This is a genomic window from Mycobacterium shigaense, from assembly GCF_002356315.1.
GTDB lineage: Bacteria > Actinomycetota > Actinomycetes > Mycobacteriales > Mycobacteriaceae > Mycobacterium > Mycobacterium shigaense.
In genome coordinates this window covers 3,372,399-3,387,261 of sequence record NZ_AP018164.1, presented here as the reverse complement: position 1 = coordinate 3,387,261, position 14,863 = coordinate 3,372,399, and the positions used below count along the sequence as shown (strand labels likewise).

At 67.5% G+C, this 14,863-nt stretch carries 18 protein-coding genes and 2 pseudogenes; 8 read left to right on the top strand and 12 right to left on the bottom strand.

The window, feature by feature from the left end; all coding sequences use genetic code 11:
• The first annotated feature begins 128 nt into the window (after window positions 1-128).
• From MSG_RS15905 to MSG_RS15890, 4 genes are read left to right on the top strand one after another with little or no spacing between them, the layout of a single operon-like run.
• Entirely contained in the window at window positions 129-1,004 is an 876-nt protein-coding gene (locus MSG_RS15905) for a dioxygenase family protein (RefSeq protein ID WP_096441071.1), read from the top strand.
• Window positions 1,001-1,537, top strand: coding sequence for a carboxymuconolactone decarboxylase family protein (locus MSG_RS15900; RefSeq protein WP_096441070.1), 537 nt, complete (start codon window positions 1,001-1,003; stop codon window positions 1,535-1,537). Before MSG_RS15905 ends, MSG_RS15900 begins: the two co-directional genes overlap by 4 nt.
• Window positions 1,534-2,088, top strand: a complete 555-nt coding sequence (locus MSG_RS15895) for a carboxymuconolactone decarboxylase family protein (RefSeq protein WP_096441069.1) — start codon at window positions 1,534-1,536, stop codon at window positions 2,086-2,088. The genes MSG_RS15900 and MSG_RS15895 overlap by 4 nt, the downstream gene beginning before the upstream one ends.
• 42 nt (window positions 2,089-2,130) lie before the next feature.
• The gene (locus MSG_RS15890) at window positions 2,131-2,700 is read left to right on the top strand and encodes a TetR/AcrR family transcriptional regulator (protein ID WP_096441068.1); all 570 of its coding nucleotides are present in this window, start codon (window positions 2,131-2,133) and stop codon (window positions 2,698-2,700) included.
• 112 nt (window positions 2,701-2,812) lie between these two features.
• On the opposite strand, the pseudogene MSG_RS15885 reads toward MSG_RS15890, so the two are convergent.
• Together MSG_RS15885 and MSG_RS15880 are read right to left on the bottom strand one after the other, a co-directional pair.
• Window positions 2,813-3,130: pseudogene (locus tag MSG_RS15885) on the bottom strand (acyl-CoA dehydrogenase); the annotation flags it as partial.
• Between the two features lie 28 nt (window positions 3,131-3,158).
• On the bottom strand, window positions 3,159-3,908 hold the full coding sequence (locus MSG_RS15880) for a cutinase family protein (protein ID WP_096441067.1): 750 nt from the start codon (window positions 3,906-3,908) through the stop codon (window positions 3,159-3,161).
• Window positions 3,909-4,150: 242 nt separating this feature from the next.
• Here MSG_RS15880 and MSG_RS15875 point away from each other — a divergent pair, with 242 nt between their 5' ends.
• The gene (locus MSG_RS15875; protein WP_096441066.1) at window positions 4,151-4,912 is read left to right on the top strand and encodes an Rv3717 family N-acetylmuramoyl-L-alanine amidase; all 762 of its coding nucleotides are present in this window, start codon (window positions 4,151-4,153) and stop codon (window positions 4,910-4,912) included.
• Here MSG_RS15875 and MSG_RS15870 read toward each other — a convergent pair.
• The 3 genes and pseudogenes from MSG_RS15870 to MSG_RS15860 form a co-directional block, all read right to left on the bottom strand.
• Window positions 4,869-5,216, bottom strand: a pseudogene (locus MSG_RS15870) (lysophospholipid acyltransferase family protein); the annotation flags it as partial. The gene MSG_RS15875 and the pseudogene MSG_RS15870 sit on opposite strands and share 44 nt — an antisense overlap.
• Before the next feature lie 51 nt (window positions 5,217-5,267).
• Window positions 5,268-5,600 (bottom strand): DUF202 domain-containing protein, encoded by a 333-nt coding sequence (locus MSG_RS15865; protein WP_096441064.1) that lies wholly within the window; start codon window positions 5,598-5,600, stop codon window positions 5,268-5,270.
• Complete coding sequence (locus tag MSG_RS15860) at window positions 5,597-5,965, bottom strand: YidH family protein (protein WP_232011045.1); 369 nt, start codon at window positions 5,963-5,965, stop codon at window positions 5,597-5,599. The genes MSG_RS15865 and MSG_RS15860 overlap by 4 nt, the downstream gene beginning before the upstream one ends.
• A gap of 99 nt (window positions 5,966-6,064) precedes the next feature.
• Here MSG_RS15860 and MSG_RS15855 point away from each other — a divergent pair, with 99 nt between their 5' ends.
• On the top strand, window positions 6,065-6,775 hold the full coding sequence (locus tag MSG_RS15855; RefSeq protein ID WP_162899315.1) for a haloacid dehalogenase type II: 711 nt from the start codon (window positions 6,065-6,067) through the stop codon (window positions 6,773-6,775).
• 4 nt (window positions 6,776-6,779) lie between these two features.
• On the opposite strand, the gene MSG_RS15850 is transcribed toward MSG_RS15855, so the two are convergent.
• The 4 genes from MSG_RS15850 to MSG_RS15835 form a co-directional block, all read right to left on the bottom strand.
• Window positions 6,780-7,223 (bottom strand): hypothetical protein, encoded by a 444-nt coding sequence (locus MSG_RS15850; RefSeq protein ID WP_096441062.1) that lies wholly within the window; start codon window positions 7,221-7,223, stop codon window positions 6,780-6,782.
• 9 nt (window positions 7,224-7,232) lie between these two features.
• The gene (locus MSG_RS15845) at window positions 7,233-7,796 is read right to left on the bottom strand and encodes an ester cyclase (protein WP_096441061.1); all 564 of its coding nucleotides are present in this window, start codon (window positions 7,794-7,796) and stop codon (window positions 7,233-7,235) included.
• A gap of 4 nt (window positions 7,797-7,800) precedes the next feature.
• Window positions 7,801-9,108: a cytochrome P450 gene (locus tag MSG_RS15840; RefSeq protein ID WP_096441060.1), complete on the bottom strand. Its 1,308-nt coding sequence runs from the start codon at window positions 9,106-9,108 to the stop codon at window positions 7,801-7,803.
• Between the two features lie 63 nt (window positions 9,109-9,171).
• On the bottom strand, window positions 9,172-9,507 hold the full coding sequence (locus MSG_RS15835) for an MmpS family transport accessory protein (protein WP_181159174.1): 336 nt from the start codon (window positions 9,505-9,507) through the stop codon (window positions 9,172-9,174).
• Window positions 9,508-9,600: 93 nt separating this feature from the next.
• Between MSG_RS15835 and MSG_RS15830 the strand changes: the two genes are divergently transcribed.
• Together MSG_RS15830 and MSG_RS15825 are read left to right on the top strand one after the other, a co-directional pair.
• Complete coding sequence (locus MSG_RS15830) at window positions 9,601-10,686, top strand: NAD(P)H-dependent amine dehydrogenase family protein (RefSeq protein WP_096441058.1); 1,086 nt, start codon at window positions 9,601-9,603, stop codon at window positions 10,684-10,686.
• A gap of 124 nt (window positions 10,687-10,810) precedes the next feature.
• Entirely contained in the window at window positions 10,811-12,604 is a 1,794-nt protein-coding gene (locus MSG_RS15825; protein ID WP_096441057.1) for an Hsp70 family protein, read from the top strand.
• Between the two features lie 3 nt (window positions 12,605-12,607).
• Here the strand turns inward: MSG_RS15825 and MSG_RS26200 are convergent, their stop codons facing one another.
• The 3 genes from MSG_RS26200 to MSG_RS15810 all read right to left on the bottom strand — a co-directional run bounded on the left by MSG_RS26200 (window position 12,608) and on the right by MSG_RS15810 (window position 14,813).
• Complete coding sequence (locus MSG_RS26200) at window positions 12,608-13,000, bottom strand: hypothetical protein (RefSeq protein ID WP_373421155.1); 393 nt, start codon at window positions 12,998-13,000, stop codon at window positions 12,608-12,610.
• A 92-nt stretch (window positions 13,001-13,092) separates the two neighbouring features.
• On the bottom strand, window positions 13,093-13,716 hold the full coding sequence (locus MSG_RS15815; protein WP_096441056.1) for an MBL fold metallo-hydrolase: 624 nt from the start codon (window positions 13,714-13,716) through the stop codon (window positions 13,093-13,095).
• On the bottom strand, window positions 13,716-14,813 hold the full coding sequence (locus tag MSG_RS15810; RefSeq protein WP_096441054.1) for an S-(hydroxymethyl)mycothiol dehydrogenase: 1,098 nt from the start codon (window positions 14,811-14,813) through the stop codon (window positions 13,716-13,718). The genes MSG_RS15815 and MSG_RS15810 overlap by 1 nt, the downstream gene beginning before the upstream one ends.
• Between the last annotated feature and the right edge of the window lie 50 nt (window positions 14,814-14,863).

Below are 14,863 nucleotides of genomic sequence, written 5' to 3'. Positions count from 1 at the left end.
CGCCACGGACTGATGCACCGCAGTTTGCGAGGTAACGGCGATAGCGCCGGCATCGTCGTCTACCCCTCGCGCCGCGCCGCGAGGTCCGCGGCTAGCTTGTGGTGAGCCCCTCGAGGAAAGGCACGGACATGTCCAGCAACCTGACCGAGCAGACGATCACCCCGGTCGTGCAACAGACCTTTGACACGTCCACCGACGACAGGTTCCGCCAGGTCCTAGTCAGCCTCGTGCAGCACCTGCACGACTTCGCGCGGCACGTGCGACTGAGCGGCGACGAATGGTTCGCCGCAGTGGATTTCATCGAGCGGCTCGGCAAGATCTCCAGCCCGACGCGCCAGGAGGTGGTGCTGCTGTCGGACATCCTCGGCCTGTCCATGCTGCTGGACACGATGAACGAGAGCCCCGGGGGCTCGGCCACCGCTTCCGCGTTGCTCGGCCCCTTCTACACCGAGGGGCGGCCGACCGCCGCGAATGGCGATGACATCTCCAATGGCGTTGCGGGAACACCGATGTTCGTCACCGGCCGTGTCGTCGACGAGCGGGGCCGGCCGATCGCCGGTGCGCAGGTCGACACCTGGCACAGCGACGGCGTCGGGTTCTACGACGTCCAACTGACCGAGCAGCTGCACGGCGAGTTCGCCATGCGGGCCCTGCTGACGACCGACGACGACGGCCGCTTCTGGTACCGCTCGATCACGCCGCGCTACTACCCCGTGCCCACCGACGGGCCCTGCGGCGAGATCCTGCGCGCGGCCAACCGCTCCGTCATGCGGCCACAGCACGTGCACTTCTGGTTCCACGCCGACGGCTACCGCTCGCTGATCACGCAGCTGTTCCTCAAGGACGATCCCTACATCGGCCGCGACGCGGTGTTTGCCGACCAGACCTCGCTGCAGGCCGATTTCGTGCACCACGAGCCGGGCGTCGCCCCGGACGGAACGACGGTCGAGGAGCCCTTCGTGACGCTCGACTGGACCTTCGTCCTCGCGGGAGTTACGCCATGACGCGCATTCCGCTGGCCAGCACGGACCAGCAACTCGAGCGGGTTCGTCAGTTGACCGGCGGTCGCCGCCCGCTTAACGTGCTGCGCCTGCTGGCCAACGCCCCCAACGTGTTTGACGGCTGGGCAGAGCTGGCCGGTGCGATCTTCGCCAGCCCGACCTTCAGCGCGCGCCTGCGCGAGGTGATCATCCTGCGGGTGGGCCACCTGCAGAACTCGCCGTACGAGCTCGCGCAGCACGTGGTTCTCGGCGCCGCTGCCGGGCTCACCCCGCAGCAGATCGACGCGCTGACCGGCAGCGGGAACCTCGATGCTGCCGGCTTCAGCCCCGACGAACGCCTCGTGATCGACGTCGTCACCGAGCTGTGCGAAACGCACTGGCTGCGCGACGACTCCTTCGCCGCCGCCCGCGCCCTGCTCGGTGACGAGGCGCTGACCGAATTGCTGATGATCGTCAGTAGCTACTACGGCTTGGCGCTGGTGCTCAACGCCGTCGACCTCGACATCGATGCGCCCGGAACCGGGGACGACGCATGACCCGCCTGCCCTACCGTCGGCCCGAGCACATGACCGAGCGGGCCCGCGAATTGACCCGGGAGCGCGGCAATCTCAACCTCTACCGCGTCCTGGCCAACGCCGAGCAGGTGTTCACCGGCTGGATGCAGGCCGGGCGTGACGCCTTGACCAGTCCGGTGCTGCCGCGGCGGCTGCGCGAGCTCGTCGTCCTACGCACCGCGTACCTCATGGACAGCCCCTACGAGCTTGGCCAACACTACGACATCGCGCCCACGGCCGGTGTCGCCGCCGACGAGATCGCGGCCGTCACGTCCGACACCGATTGGCGTGCAACGATATTAGACGCCACCGAACTCGCGGTGCTGGAGTTGACCACCCAACTGGTGACCACCCGCGGCGTCACGGAGCTGGTGTTGGCGTCCGTGCACTCGGCCCTGGGCACCGAGGCCACGGTGGAAGTCTTGATGCTGATCAGCCGCTATGCCGGTCTGGCGCTGATGCTCAACGCGCTCGAGGTCGACCTCGACGAAACCGCCCGGCTGCCGAACATTCCGCGGGCCGACGAGAGCTGACGGCATCTCGACGGGCCGGTGCCACCGTCGTAACGTTGCCGTGTGACGGCGCGGAAATCCCCCTCGACTCGGCTGTCAGTCGACGACTGGCTGCAAGCCGGTTACACCGTCCTCGCCGAGCAGGGCGGACGCGCGCTGAAAGTGGAGAACCTCTGCCGGCAGATCGGCGCCACCCGCGGCAGCTTCTACTGGCACTTCCAGGACATGGACAGCTACCGCGCCGCACTCGTCGAATCGTGGAACGCGTTCCTGGAGCGTGACCGGCAATCGCTGGCCGATCTCGACACGTTGCCACCACGGGACCGCTTGTCCGCCATGATGAATACCTTGGTCAGCCCCCAGCACTGGATGCTGGAGCGCGCCATGCGGGAATGGGCGCGCACCGACCCCGTCGCGGCCGCCAACGTTCGCGAGGCCGACCGCATCCTGGTTCGCTCGGTCGCCAAGGCGTACCAGGACTACGGGTTCGACGCCGACGACGCCCGGCTGCGGGCGGAGCTGACGTTCGCGGCCGGGATCGGGCTGCTGCACCTCGCCGGCTCGGCGGTCCACGCGCAAAAGGCGGCACCACAGCAACGCCTGCTGGAACTCATGCTGGCCAACCCCACCTGACCCTCAGACCATCGCGATCGGGGAGATCTTGGCCCCGATGGCCAACGCCCCGGCCAACTCTCGGCTGGCGTCGTAGTCGAATACGACATGGCCCGCGGCGTACACTCCTCCCGCGGTTGCGGGTCGAATGGCGACAGCATCCAGTTGTGTAGCGCGTAGAACCTAAAGTCTAAGCGCTGGAAGAACATCCGTGTGCCATCCGCCGAACCGGTTCCAGCACTTCGGGAAACGACGCCTGTATGCCGCCGAACCGGGCCGGCAGCAGCAACCGGCACAGCTCGGTGTGCCGGAACTCGTCGACCGTCGCCGCGGGCAGGCGATGCAGGCGTTCGGCCTCCTCGGCGCGTTCGGCCAGCCGCGCGACGAACTCGTCCGTGATGCCGTACGTGGAGCGGCTGACGACCGCGGACGTGCGGCCATAACATACTATTTAGTATGTTCTCCCCCGGGGGGGGGGCTCAGGCCTCGGGGTCGTGGGAATGCACCACGGTTGCCGGAGTGGACGGCGACGAGTTCAGGCGGTTGGCCGCGAAATCTGTCCCCTTGTCGACGATGTTGGAGTCGTCTGCGTAGGTGTCGTGGGCGGAGAAGTTCAGTCCGTCGGAGCACACCGGGTCCTCGGGGGCGCACACCTTGATGGTCTTGGCCTGGTAGGTCGGCCCGATGACGACCGGGGGTTGGTCGAGGAAGTTCATGGCGCGCACGTTGGGCATGCCGAACAGCACGACGGCGGCGACGTGGTTGGCGATGTCCGGCGAGAGCGGCTTGGGCACGGTCGCGGGGTCGATGCCGTCGGGCACCGCGGCCGAGGTGACAAAGCCCATCACGGCCGCACCCTGGGAGTAGCCGCCCAGCACCATCTTGGTGTTGGGGCAGGCGCCGGCCTCGGACACCACATGCGCGCCCGCATCCCTGATGCCGTCCAGGCCGGTGGACCATTCATTGCTGGCGGGGTAGTTGACCGGATACACCTCCACGGACTTGCCCGGCTCGCGCGCCCGCAGCTGGTCGACGAACGCCTGCCCGGTCGGCCCCACGCCCGGGTCCTCCCCGGTGCCACGGGCAAACACCACCTGCACATCGGGACACGGCTCCGCGGACGCGACCGCGGGGACCAGCGCGGCGCCGCCGAGGCTGCACGCTGTAAGGACGAGGGGCGTGGCAAGACGAGTCAGGTGACCGGTGATCATGCCGCGATATGTGCCCATAGCAATGCATTCCAAACATGATTACGAATCCGTTCACAATCATTCGTGCACAACGTGGACGTGGGTACAAGTCGAAACGCCGACACTCACAGTTCTCTAAAGTCTGGGTCGGGCGACTGGTCGGTCGCCACTCGGCTGCCTGGGAGCGGGGGAGGTCGATGAAAAGGCCACGCGCAGAGCAGGATTCAGAAGATGCGACCGCCGCGAGGCTTCCGGGAGATCCGCGTTGCTACCATCACGCGATGAGTGATCCGCAACGATCACTTTCGAGACGCGACGTCTTGAAAGCCGCCGGTGCCGGCCCGGCGATGCTGACCGCCGCGACCGCGTACGCCGCGCGCGCGGTGGCCGGGGTGGCCGGATCGGCCGTCTTCCTCGACCCGGGCCACAACGGCGTGTACGACGCGTCGATCGCGCAGCTGGTGCCGAACGGCCGCGGCGGCACCAAGCCGTGCAACACGATGGGCACCGCCACCGACGACGGTTACCCGGAGCACGCGTTCAACTGGGTCGTCGTCAGCCTGATCAACGACTCGCTCAGCCAGCTGGGCGTTCGCGCCCAACTGTCGCGCGACAGCGACAACGGCGTCGGGCCCTGCATCGACGAACGGGCGGCGCGGGCGAACGCGATGCGGCCCGATGCAATCGTCAGCATCCACGCCGATGGCGGTCCGGCCTCCGGCAGCGGGTTCCACGTGAACTACTCCGACCCGCCGCTGAACGACGTGCAAGCCGGCCCCGCCGTGCAGCTGGCCCACACCATGTGCGACGCCCTGGCCCAAGCGGGCTTTCACCCGTCCACCTATCTCGGATCCGACGGGCTCTACGGGCGGGCCGATCTCGCCGGCCTGAACCTGGCCCAGTACCCGGCCGTCCTCGTCGAACTCGGGAACATGAAGAACGCCGGCGATGCCGCGCTGATAGAAAGCGCCGACGGCCGGGCGCGGTATGCGGCGGCGGTCACGCAGGGGATCGTCGCGTTCCTGAACGCGAAGGCCGGCTGACGCGCCAGGCGGCCGGCACGTCCTTCGGCCGATCGGCCAGCGTGTCGAGGTAGAGCCGACGTACCTCGGCGATGTGGTCGGGCGGGTTCTCCAGCGTCCAGCCGTCGACCGGAATCGGCAGCAGCACCGCGACATCCACGGTGCCCGGAGTGATCTCGAGTGACTTGTCGCGCGAGGCGATGGTCTCGGCGTTGCGAATCACGATCGGCACGATCGGTACGCCGGCGGCCATCGCGATCCGGAAGGCCTCCTTCTTGAACGGCCCGACCTCGGCCGTGTTCAGCGACGTGCCCTCGGGCGCGATGCGGAACTGGTCCCCGGAACCACCGGCTGATCACGCCAGCGGGCTTCGGCGTTAACGGGACAGCTGGGCGATCATCGTCATCGCGATGAGCAGCAACGTGGTGATCCCGATGAGGTACACCTGACGGCGCGGGGTGATGTCGGGCGGCATCGGTCGCTGCTGCAGGATCCGTTGGCGCCGTATGGCGATCGCGTAAGTGGTCACCGCCGCCGCGCCGGCCACGCCCGCCAGCAGCAGCGCCGCCATCGTCGTCACGCCGCGTAAATCCTTCAGGGTCAGCAACACGCCGTTGACCAGGAACGCGAACGACGTCCGGGTCCAAGCCAATACCGTCCGCTCGGCCGGCAGCGTTGCGGCCCGCGGGTCGGCCTGCGGCCGGGTCAATGCGTAAACACCTTGAGAATGACGAGCCCCAGCGCGATCAGCCCGACCAGCGTCAGGCCGAACGCGAGATAGGCGGGTGAGGGGTGCCGGGGCAACGGGTCGCCGCGGCGCATGGCGCGGCCCGCCTGCTGCCAGCGCAGCAGGCCCATGCCGCTGGTGAGGACCGCCAGCAGGGCAAGGCTCATGCCGAGCAGGCGGCGTGCGCCGGGGACGGCCAGCTCCGGAACTAGCTGCACCAGGGCGACCGCCGCGGCGAGCAGTCCCAGCGCTGTGCGCTGCCAGGACAGGAACGTCCGCTCGTTTGCCATGGTGAATCGGTAGTCGATCTCGTGCTCTTCCGCGGTATCGGTGGTGTGATCGGCCACGGTGTACCTCGCAGGGCGTTGAGGGGCAAGTATTTCGACTGAGCTGATTTTATCCAACCATGCGACCCGCGACACCCGGTTCGGCGGGCCCGGGCCATGATGAAGCTCGTGCTGCAAGCGTTGTTGTTCGACGTGCAGGGAACGGCGACGGATTTTCTATCGACGATCTGCGACGAGGCGCGGCGGATCAGCGCCGGCCGGCATGCGGGCGTCAATTGGCCCGACATGGTGCGGCGCTGGCGCACGGGCTATTTCGTCGCGCTGGAGGCCGCGTCCGCGGGCGCCGACCGTTGGGTCTCGGTGCACTCGGTCTATCGCGACGCCCTCGACCCTGTGCTGGACGAGTGCGGCCTCGCGGGATTTTCGAGTGCCGAACGCGAGGAACTCACGTCGGCCTGGCAGCGGCTGAAGGCATGGCCTGACGTGGTGCCCGGCCTGACCCGGCTGAAGAGCCGGTTCACGTTGGCCACGCTGTCGAATGCCGATGTGTCGGCGGTGGTCAACATCTCCAAGCGGGCGGGCCTGCCGTGGGACGCCGTCTTCACCGCGGAGATGGCCGGAGTGTTCAAGCCCGACCCAGCCGCCTACGGGATGGCGGCGACCTATCTGGGCCTGGATCGCGGGGAGATCATGATGGTGGCGAGCCACAAATACGACATCCGCGCCGCCGGCGATCTCGGCTTCCGCACGGCGTTCGTCACGCGGCCGCTGGAATTCGGCGCGGACGGCGACGCGGACGTCGCCTACTCGGACGAGTTCGACGTCAATGCATCCGACTTCCTCGACCTCGCCGCGCAGCTCGGCTGCTGACGGCTCAGCGGTGCGCGGACTCGGTCAGCGGCTGACCGCCGGCGGCCTGCAGCAGGCAGATCAGCGTCCTGGGCAGGGGATTGGCCGCGGTGCGATCCTGGTTCGAATCGATCAGGTAGGTGATCGAAAACGGGCTGCCCGCAAGGGATTTACCTGTATAGGGGGCGAACCCGTCGGTGCAGTCGTGATTGGCTACGTTGGCGATGGCGGTGTCGACGGCCATCGGCGCGCGCAGGTAGACTTCGGCCAAATGCGCTGTGCCGCAATCGACGACGGTGATCGTCACCCGGCTGAGGTCGGCGGGCGGAAGGTCGGCGACGCACTCGCCGGTCTGCAGGTCGATCCACTTCTCGGTGTGTGAACTCAGCGGTGGTGTGGCGTTGCCGGTGGCGGTCGGCAGTGCGACGGCGGCCACGCCGCAGATCGTCGCGAAAGCCCGCGCCTTCATGGCGGGAGCTTAGCCCTCGCCGAGCGCCGGCGGCACGGTATTCGTCAACGCCGGGTCCGGCTGCTCCGACGACATCGACAGCAGCCCCCGCACGGCCCGCGCGGCCAGCAGCCAGTTGGACGGCTTCTTCAGGTTCAGGCCACCCAGCAGCTGCTTGATCATCGTCAGCGTGTCGAAGTAAATGCGTTCGCAGACAAGTGTTTCGGTGTCGTCGAAGACGAAGTAGGCGGTCATGCGAACCCGGAAGCGGCTGCCGGTGGGCGGGACCTTGCCGAGAAAGCCGCGATGCGTGCCCATCAACCAGAACTCGACGATCACCGCGTCGGCGCTGTGCCGCAAGGCGATGATCTCGTGGTCCTGGTCGGGAAATGCCGTGCGGGTGTAGTTGTAGTAGCCGCGCACGGCGTCGTTTCCGTCGTGGACGACCAGCTGCGGGATCAGCTCGTAGCGCGGATGCGGGAACGTCGCCAGCACGTCGTCCCAGTCCTGGCGGACCTCGTCGTGAAAGTGGTCTAGCACGAGTTTCTGTCGCGCGGCCAGCACCTCGGGAGCGGGAAACGCGGGGACGGTCATCTGGTCAGACCAAGCCGCCCTGCGGAGGCGTCCAGGCCACCGGCAGCCGCTTGATGCCGTGGATGAACTGCGACAGCAGGCGCGCCGGCTTCTCGGTCACGGTGATTTCGGGGATCTCCCGGCGCAATTCGTCGAACACGACGCGGATCTCACGACGAGCCAGGTTGGCGCCCAGGCAGAAATGCGCGCCGCCGCCGCCGAAGCCCAGATGCGGATTGGGGTCGCGCGCGACGTCGAAGGCCCACGGATTGTCGAAGCGCGATTCGTCGCGGTTGGCCGAGTTGTAGAACAGGGCAACCTTGTCGCCCGCCGCCATCCGGACGCCGCTCAGCTCGAAATCGCGGGTCAGGGTGCGCCGCATGTAGACCACCGGGGACGCCCACCGCACGATCTCCTCGACCGCGGTGGGTGTCAGTTCGTCGAAGTCGGCCCACCACTTGTCCCGTTGCTCGGGGAAACGGGACAATGCCAGCACCCCGTGGCTGATCGCGTTGCGCGTGGTTTCGTTGCCGGCGACCACGAGCAGGATGAAGAATGACGCGATCTCCTGGGAGGTGAGCCGGTCGCCGTCGACCTCGGCCTCGACCAGGGCCGTGGTCAGATCGTCGTGATGGTTGGACCGGCGGTCGTCGGCGAGCGCGGTGGCGTAGGCGCCGATGTCCATGGACACCTGTAAGAACTCTTCGAAATCCAATGTCAGATCGGGATCGCCGAAACCGAGAATCACGTTGGTCCAGTGGAAGATTCGTTGATGGTCCTCTTCGGGGATTCCCATCATGTCGCAGATCACCTGCAGCGGCAGCGGGCCGGCGAGTTCGCTGACCAAGTCGGCCTGGCCGTCGGGATGGTTCGCCTTGAGCGAGGTGACCAACCGGTGTGCTCGCTCTCGTACCGAGTTCTCGATGCGGGCAACTACTTTCGGGGTGAAGGCCCGGCTGACGATCGAGCGCAGCCGCTGGTGTCGCGGATCGTCGAGCACAATCATCGACCCGAAATACTCGGCCAGCTCCGGCGTCTGCTCGGCGATGGTGATGCCGCTGGCGGAGCTGAAGATGTCGGGATGGCGGCTGGCGAAGTGGACGTCGTCGAGCTTGGTCAGCGCCCAATACCCGCTGCCGGCGTCAAACCCCTCGTACTCGATCGCAGGCCAGAACGAGATCGGGGCTTCCCGCCGCAAGGTGGCGAACGCCGCGTCGCGAACGTCGTCGTTGCGCACCCAGAAGTCGAGCGACTGAAGTTGGATGTCGGCAAGAGGAATCTCGGGCGGCGGCGTCCCGTTCGGACGTGTCGCAATACCAGTCTCGAGGCTCACCTAGGCCTCCCTTCGCCTTTGAAAGAGGTTCGAAGAGCTGACATCGCTGAGCCTAGACCGGAATCAGTGCGTGCAGACGGTTCTTGCGGGGGCACCGACGGTTGCCGTCGCGTTGCTGACCACGTTGCCGTCCATCGTGATCTTGCAGGAGATCGGACCCGGCCCCTGCGCGCTGATGACGAACACCTGGCCGCCGAAGGCGGTGAACTCCGTCGACCACGGCAGCGGCGCATTGACCTGATGCTGCTGGCCGGTGTCGGTTTGATACGAGATGTAGGTGGCCACGGCGGGACCGTTGACCTCGTAGCGGATCTTCGGGAAGCCGTCCGCGTGAGCCACTGCGCACGCGTTCGCGAACCCGAAGCCGACGGCGAACAGAGCGCACAGATGCTTCGTCATGGTTTGCATCGTGTCACCTAGCGGGACGAGGTGCTAGAGGCGACGGAATCGCGCGCTTAGGGTGAAGCGGGGGCTGACGATCGGAAGGTGAGTATGTCGGGCAGCGACGCAAAGCGTGTGGTGGTCTTCGGTACCGGCTTCGTCGGCCGGATGGTGATCCCCGAGATCGTCAAGCACCCGCTCTTCGAGTTGGTGGGCGTCGGCGTCAGCAACCCGGGCAAGGTCGGACGCGACGTCGGCGACATCTGCGGATTGCCGAAGAAGGTGGGCGTTGTCGCCACCGACGACATCGACGCCCTGATCGCGTTGAAGCCCGACGCGTTGGTGCATTACGGCCCGACGGCGATGCACGCCAAGGAGAACATCAAGCTGATCACCGCCTTCCTGCGGGCCGGTATCGACGTGTGCTCCACGGCGATGACGCCGTGGGTCTGGCCGACGATGCACCTCAACCCGCCTAACTGGATTACGCCGATCACCGAGGCGTGCGAGCTGGGTCAGTCGTCCTGTTTCACCACCGGCATCGACCCCGGCTTTGCCAACGACCTGTTCCCGATGACATTGATGGGGCTGACGTCGGAGATCCGCAAGGTGCGGGCGTCCGAGCTGCTGGACTACACGAATTACGAGGGCGACTACGAATTCGAGATGGGCATCGGCCGCGAGCCCGAATTCAAGCCGATGCTGGAAGACCGCGACATGCTGATCTTCGCGTGGGGCGCCACCGTGCCGATGATCGCCCACGCCGCCGGCATCGCGCTCGACGAGATCACCACCACGTGGGACAAGTGGGTGACGCCCACCGAGCGCAATTCGGCCCGGGGCGTCATCAAGCCCGGTCACGTCGCTGCCGTCCGGTTCACCATCAACGGCGTCTATCAGGGTGAGACCCGCATCCAGCTCGAGCATGTCAACCGCATCGGCCTCGACGCCGCGCCGGACTGGCCGACCGGTCACGACAACGATGTCTACCGCGTGGACATCGAGGGCACCCCGAGCATCTTCCAGGAGACCGCGTTCCGGTTCACCGACGGCTCCGGCCGAGACGCCGCCGCGGCCGGCTGCCTGGCGACCGGGCTGCGAGCGTTGAATGCCGTGCCGGCGGTCAACGACCTGCGGCCGGGTTGGGTCACCCCGCTGGACCTGCCCCTGATCCCGGGGGCCGGCACCATCCGCTGAGCGTGCGGCCGTTTCGTCACACAGCGCGCGCATAGCCAGGGCAGAGAGTGGCTATAGGTACAACCGGCAGAATTTCGGGTTATGCGGATGCGGGGGCATTCCGCTGAACACGGGGATTGGACCAATGGCAGACGGAGCTACGCCCGCGCTTGGGCTCTCGATCGGCGCTACCAACCTGGCAGCCGTCACCGCAGATCACGCCGTTTCACGCAAGCCCGTCCTGACGCTGTATCAGCAGCGCCCGCCCGAGGTCGGCGTGCCGTCGGAGAACCCGAGGCTGGACGAACAGGGCCTGGTGATCACCGGCTTTGTGGACCGGGTCGGCGACCCGATCGGCATCGTGGCGGCCGACGGCTCGGTGCATCGCAGCGAGGTCCTGCTGGCCGACGCGCTGCGCGCACTGGCCTACACCGCGAACGGCAACAACACCCTGCCCGCAAGCCTCGCCGTCACCCACCCCGCGCACTGGGGAACTCCCGCGGTGGAGGCACTCGGTTCGGCGCTGAGCAGCGTGACCGAATGGTCGAGCCCGGCGCGACCCATCACCTTGATCCCGGACGCAGCGGCGACGCTGTTCGCCGTGCGGGCGAACCCGGGCATACCGGCGCGCGGCACCGTCGCGGTGTGCGACTTCGGCGGCAGCGGAACGAGCATCACGTTGATGGACGCGGCCGGCGACTATCGGCCGTTGGTGCCGACTGTGCGGCATCAGGACTTCTGCGGCGACCTGATCGATCAGGCGGTGTTGACGGCCGTGCTGGCCAACGTGCCGAGCACCGGGGGATTCGACCCGTCCGGCACGTCGGCGATCGGTTCGCTGAGCCGGCTGCGTGTTGCCTGCCGAGTCGCGAAGGAACAACTGTCGTCGAGTACCGCGACCACGCTGGCCACGGAGCTACCCGGCGTGGGCGGCGATGTCCGGCTCACCCGAAACGAACTCGACGACGCGATCCGTGACTCGCTGAGTAATTTCGTCTCGGCCTTGGATGAGACGTTGACGCGCAACGCAATTCGCGATCTCGTCGCGGTGGTGTCGGTGGGCGGCGGGGCGCACGTCCCGGCGGTCACCACGATGCTGTCGGGACATTTCCGGGTCCCCGTGGTCACGACGCTGCGCCCCCAGCTGGCCGCGGCGATCGGGGCCGCATTGCGGGCGTCCCGAGGGCCGGGCGATACGAGTGCCACGGCCCTGACGCCGGCCGCGCCGCTTGGTGCGGCCTCGGCCGCGGCGCCGATCGTGCCGGTGGCGCCACTGGCGGTGGAAGAGGGGAATTCCGCGCGGACCCAGATCCGGTCGGCCGAGCCGGTGTCGAGCATGATGCCGGTGCTGGCGTGGTCGGAGGCCGACGACAATTCGCGCGGTATGCCGGCCGGGTCGGGCTACACGTCGGCGCGCCCGGCGCTGAACTTCGAAGCCAACGCCGAGTCGCGTCGGGAGAAGAGAAGGAACTCGATCCTGCCGTGGCATCGGCTGCCCGGGATCGTGGGGCTCGGGACGGCGGTCGCCGTGCTGCTGGTCGGCATCGCGGTGGCGATCGGATTTTCCGGCGACAAGGCCGTCACGAACCCGGCACCGGGCGCGAACTCGCCGGCCGCTCCCGCACCGGCCAGCGCCGGCGCGCCGCAGTCCGCACCCGCGAATCCCGCGCCGCCGTCGGCGCCACCTCAGGTGGCACCGCAAGTTGCGCCCGCCCAACCCGCGGATGCGGGACCACCCCCGGCGGACATCCCGCCGCCCCCGGCGGACATCCCGCAGCCTCCCGCGGATGTTCCCGCGCCGCCGCAGGCACCCCCGCCGCCGGTACCTCAGCTGCCGCAGGCACCGCCGGTGCCGCCGCGCATCCCGATCCCGGCGATTCCGCCCATCCCACACATCCCCGGAATCAACTTGTCAATTCCGGGGATTGGGCACAGCTAGACGTCATGGCTGGCGCTTCTCGCCCTTGTTCTCCTCGGCCGCGGCCTTCCGGAGTTCCTCGTTGAGCGCCTTGTCCTTTTCGATCTGGGCCTGCTTGTCCTCGTCGCTTGGGCCGTCCTCGCCCCCGCCGTCGACCTCGTTGTTGTACTTCGGGTTGCCGTCGTCGTCGAGCCAGTCGTTGACCGCGGTCCCCGAGACGGCTCCCCCCGAGCCCGGCAGCACCACGGTCGGGCGGTCCTCGTAGGCCACCATCATTTCGGAGGCCTGCTTCTTGTCTTCCTCGTCCGGCTCCGGCTTCTCGGTCTGGCCACCGTCGGCCCGACCCTCGTCCTCGGTCTCATCGACCTCGGTCTTGTCGGTGTACTCGGCTTGGCCAGCTGCTTTATCGTCCTGCACAGTCACGTACCTACCCCCTCGTCGCAGCGCTATCCGCGTCGGTTACCCGCTGCGACGATGTGTCGAAACTCTCCTGGACCGTACGCGTCGCGTCAGTGACCCCGCGCCACCCATTCCTCGTAATGGACGATCTCGTCGCCGATTCTGGTGCTGTCGCCGTGGCCGGTGTGCACAATGGTCTCGCCCGGCAGCTTGCCGAGCCGCTCGGAGATGGACTCGAGAATCGTCGGGAAGTCGGAGTACGACCGGCCCGTCGCGCCCGGACCGCCGGCGAACAGGGTGTCGCCGCTGAACACCACGCCGAGGTCGTGGATGTACCAACACACCGATCCGGGGGAGTGCCCCGGGGTGTGCAGCGCGGTCAGCTCGGTGCCGTCGATCTTCAACGTATGCCCGTCGGAGATGGTGTGAAAATCCTTGTCCGGGTGTGTCATTCGCCATAGAACCTCGTCGGCTGGATGCAGCAGCACCGGTGCGTCGAGCGTCTTGCCGAGTTCGGGCGCCACCGTGACGTGGTCGTTGTGGCCGTGCGTGCACACCACCGCCACCACGTGCCGACCGCCGACGGCCTCTACGATCGGCGCCGCGTCATGCGCGGCGTCGAACACCACGACATTGGAGTTGTCGCCCACCAGCCAGATGTTGTTGTCGACTTCCCAACTGCCACCGTCCAGTTCGAAGGTGCCGTGGGTGACCACCCGATCGATGTCGACCATCAGAGCATCACCACCGATCGCAATACCTTGCCCGCATGCATCTTGTCGAACGCCTCCTCGATGGCGTCTAGCCCGATTCGCTCGGAGACAAACTTCTCCAGCGGAAGCCGGCCCTGCAGGTAGAGGTCGATCAGGGTGGGGAAGTCGCGTTCGGGCAGACAGTCGCCGTACCAGGAGGACTTCAACGATCCGCCGCGGCTGAAGAAGTCGACCAGAGGCATCTCCAGCGTCATGTCCGGCGTCGGCACGCCCACCAGCACCACGGTTCCGGCCAGGTCCCGCGCGTAGAAGGCCTGCTTCCACGTTTCGGGCCGGCCGACCGCGTCGATCACCACGTCGACACCGAAACCGTCGGTGAGGTCGGCAATCGTTTCCACGAGGTCCTTATCGGCGGCGAACTCGGCGCTGTTGACGGTGTGGGTGGCGCCGAACTCACGGGCCCAGTCCAGCTTGGTGTTGTCGGTGTCGACGGCGATGATCCGCCGGGCGCCGACCAGCGCGGCCCCCGCGATCGCGGCGTCACCCACGCCGCCACAGCCGATCACCGCGACGGTGTCGTTGCGGTCGACGGCGCCGGTGTTGATCGCGGCGCCGATGCCCGCCATGACGCCGCAACCCAGCAGGCCGGCGACGGCCGGGTCGGCCTCGGGATTGACCTTCGTGCATTGACCGGCGGCCACCAGAGTCTTGTCGGCGAAGGCCCCGATGCCCAGCGCCGGGGTGAGCTCGGTGCCGTCGGTCAGTGTCATCTTCTGTTCGGCGTTGAAGGTGTCGAAACACAGGTGCGGCCGGCCGCGCTTGCAGGCCCGGCACTGGCCGCACACCGCGCGCCAGTTCAGGATCACGAAGTCGCCCGGCGCCACCGACGTCACGCCCGGGCCGACCGCCTCGACCGTGCCCGCAGCCTCGTGGCCGAGCAGGAACGGGTACTGCTCGTTGATGCCGCCCTCGCGGTAGGTCAGGTCGGTGTGGCACACCCCGCAGGCGATGATGTCGACCAGAGCCTCGCCGGGTCCGGGGTCGGGGACGACGATGTCCACCAATTCGACGGGTTGGCCCTTCTTGCGTGAAATCACTCCGCGCACTGTCTGACTCATGGCCTACAACCTACTGTTCGCCGCCATACATCTCGCGGCGGGCTGTCCAC

Bases quoted from the DNA above. Each gene is read 5' to 3' on its own strand.
- MSG_RS15905 (WP_096441071.1), top strand. From the start codon at position 129: ATGTCCAGCAACCTGACCGAGCAGACGATCACCCCGGTCGTGCAACAG.
- MSG_RS15900 (WP_096441070.1), top strand. From the start codon at position 1,001: ATGACGCGCATTCCGCTGGCCAGCACGGACCAGCAACTCGAGCGGGTT.
- MSG_RS15895 (WP_096441069.1), top strand. From the start codon at position 1,534: ATGACCCGCCTGCCCTACCGTCGGCCCGAGCACATGACCGAGCGGGCC.
- MSG_RS15880 (WP_096441067.1), bottom strand. From the start codon at position 3,908: ATGGGCACATATCGCGGCATGATCACCGGTCACCTGACTCGTCTTGCC.
- MSG_RS15875 (WP_096441066.1), top strand. From the start codon at position 4,151: ATGAGTGATCCGCAACGATCACTTTCGAGACGCGACGTCTTGAAAGCC.
- MSG_RS15855 (WP_162899315.1), top strand. From the start codon at position 6,065: ATGAAGCTCGTGCTGCAAGCGTTGTTGTTCGACGTGCAGGGAACGGCG.
- MSG_RS15850 (WP_096441062.1), bottom strand. From the start codon at position 7,223: ATGAAGGCGCGGGCTTTCGCGACGATCTGCGGCGTGGCCGCCGTCGCA.
- MSG_RS15845 (WP_096441061.1), bottom strand. From the start codon at position 7,796: ATGACCGTCCCCGCGTTTCCCGCTCCCGAGGTGCTGGCCGCGCGACAG.
- MSG_RS15835 (WP_181159174.1), bottom strand. From the start codon at position 9,507: ATGACGAAGCATCTGTGCGCTCTGTTCGCCGTCGGCTTCGGGTTCGCG.
- MSG_RS15830 (WP_096441058.1), top strand. From the start codon at position 9,601: ATGTCGGGCAGCGACGCAAAGCGTGTGGTGGTCTTCGGTACCGGCTTC.
- MSG_RS15825 (WP_096441057.1), top strand. From the start codon at position 10,811: ATGGCAGACGGAGCTACGCCCGCGCTTGGGCTCTCGATCGGCGCTACC.
- MSG_RS15815 (WP_096441056.1), bottom strand. From the start codon at position 13,716: ATGGTCGACATCGATCGGGTGGTCACCCACGGCACCTTCGAACTGGAC.
- MSG_RS15810 (WP_096441054.1), bottom strand. From the start codon at position 14,813: ATGAGTCAGACAGTGCGCGGAGTGATTTCACGCAAGAAGGGCCAACCC.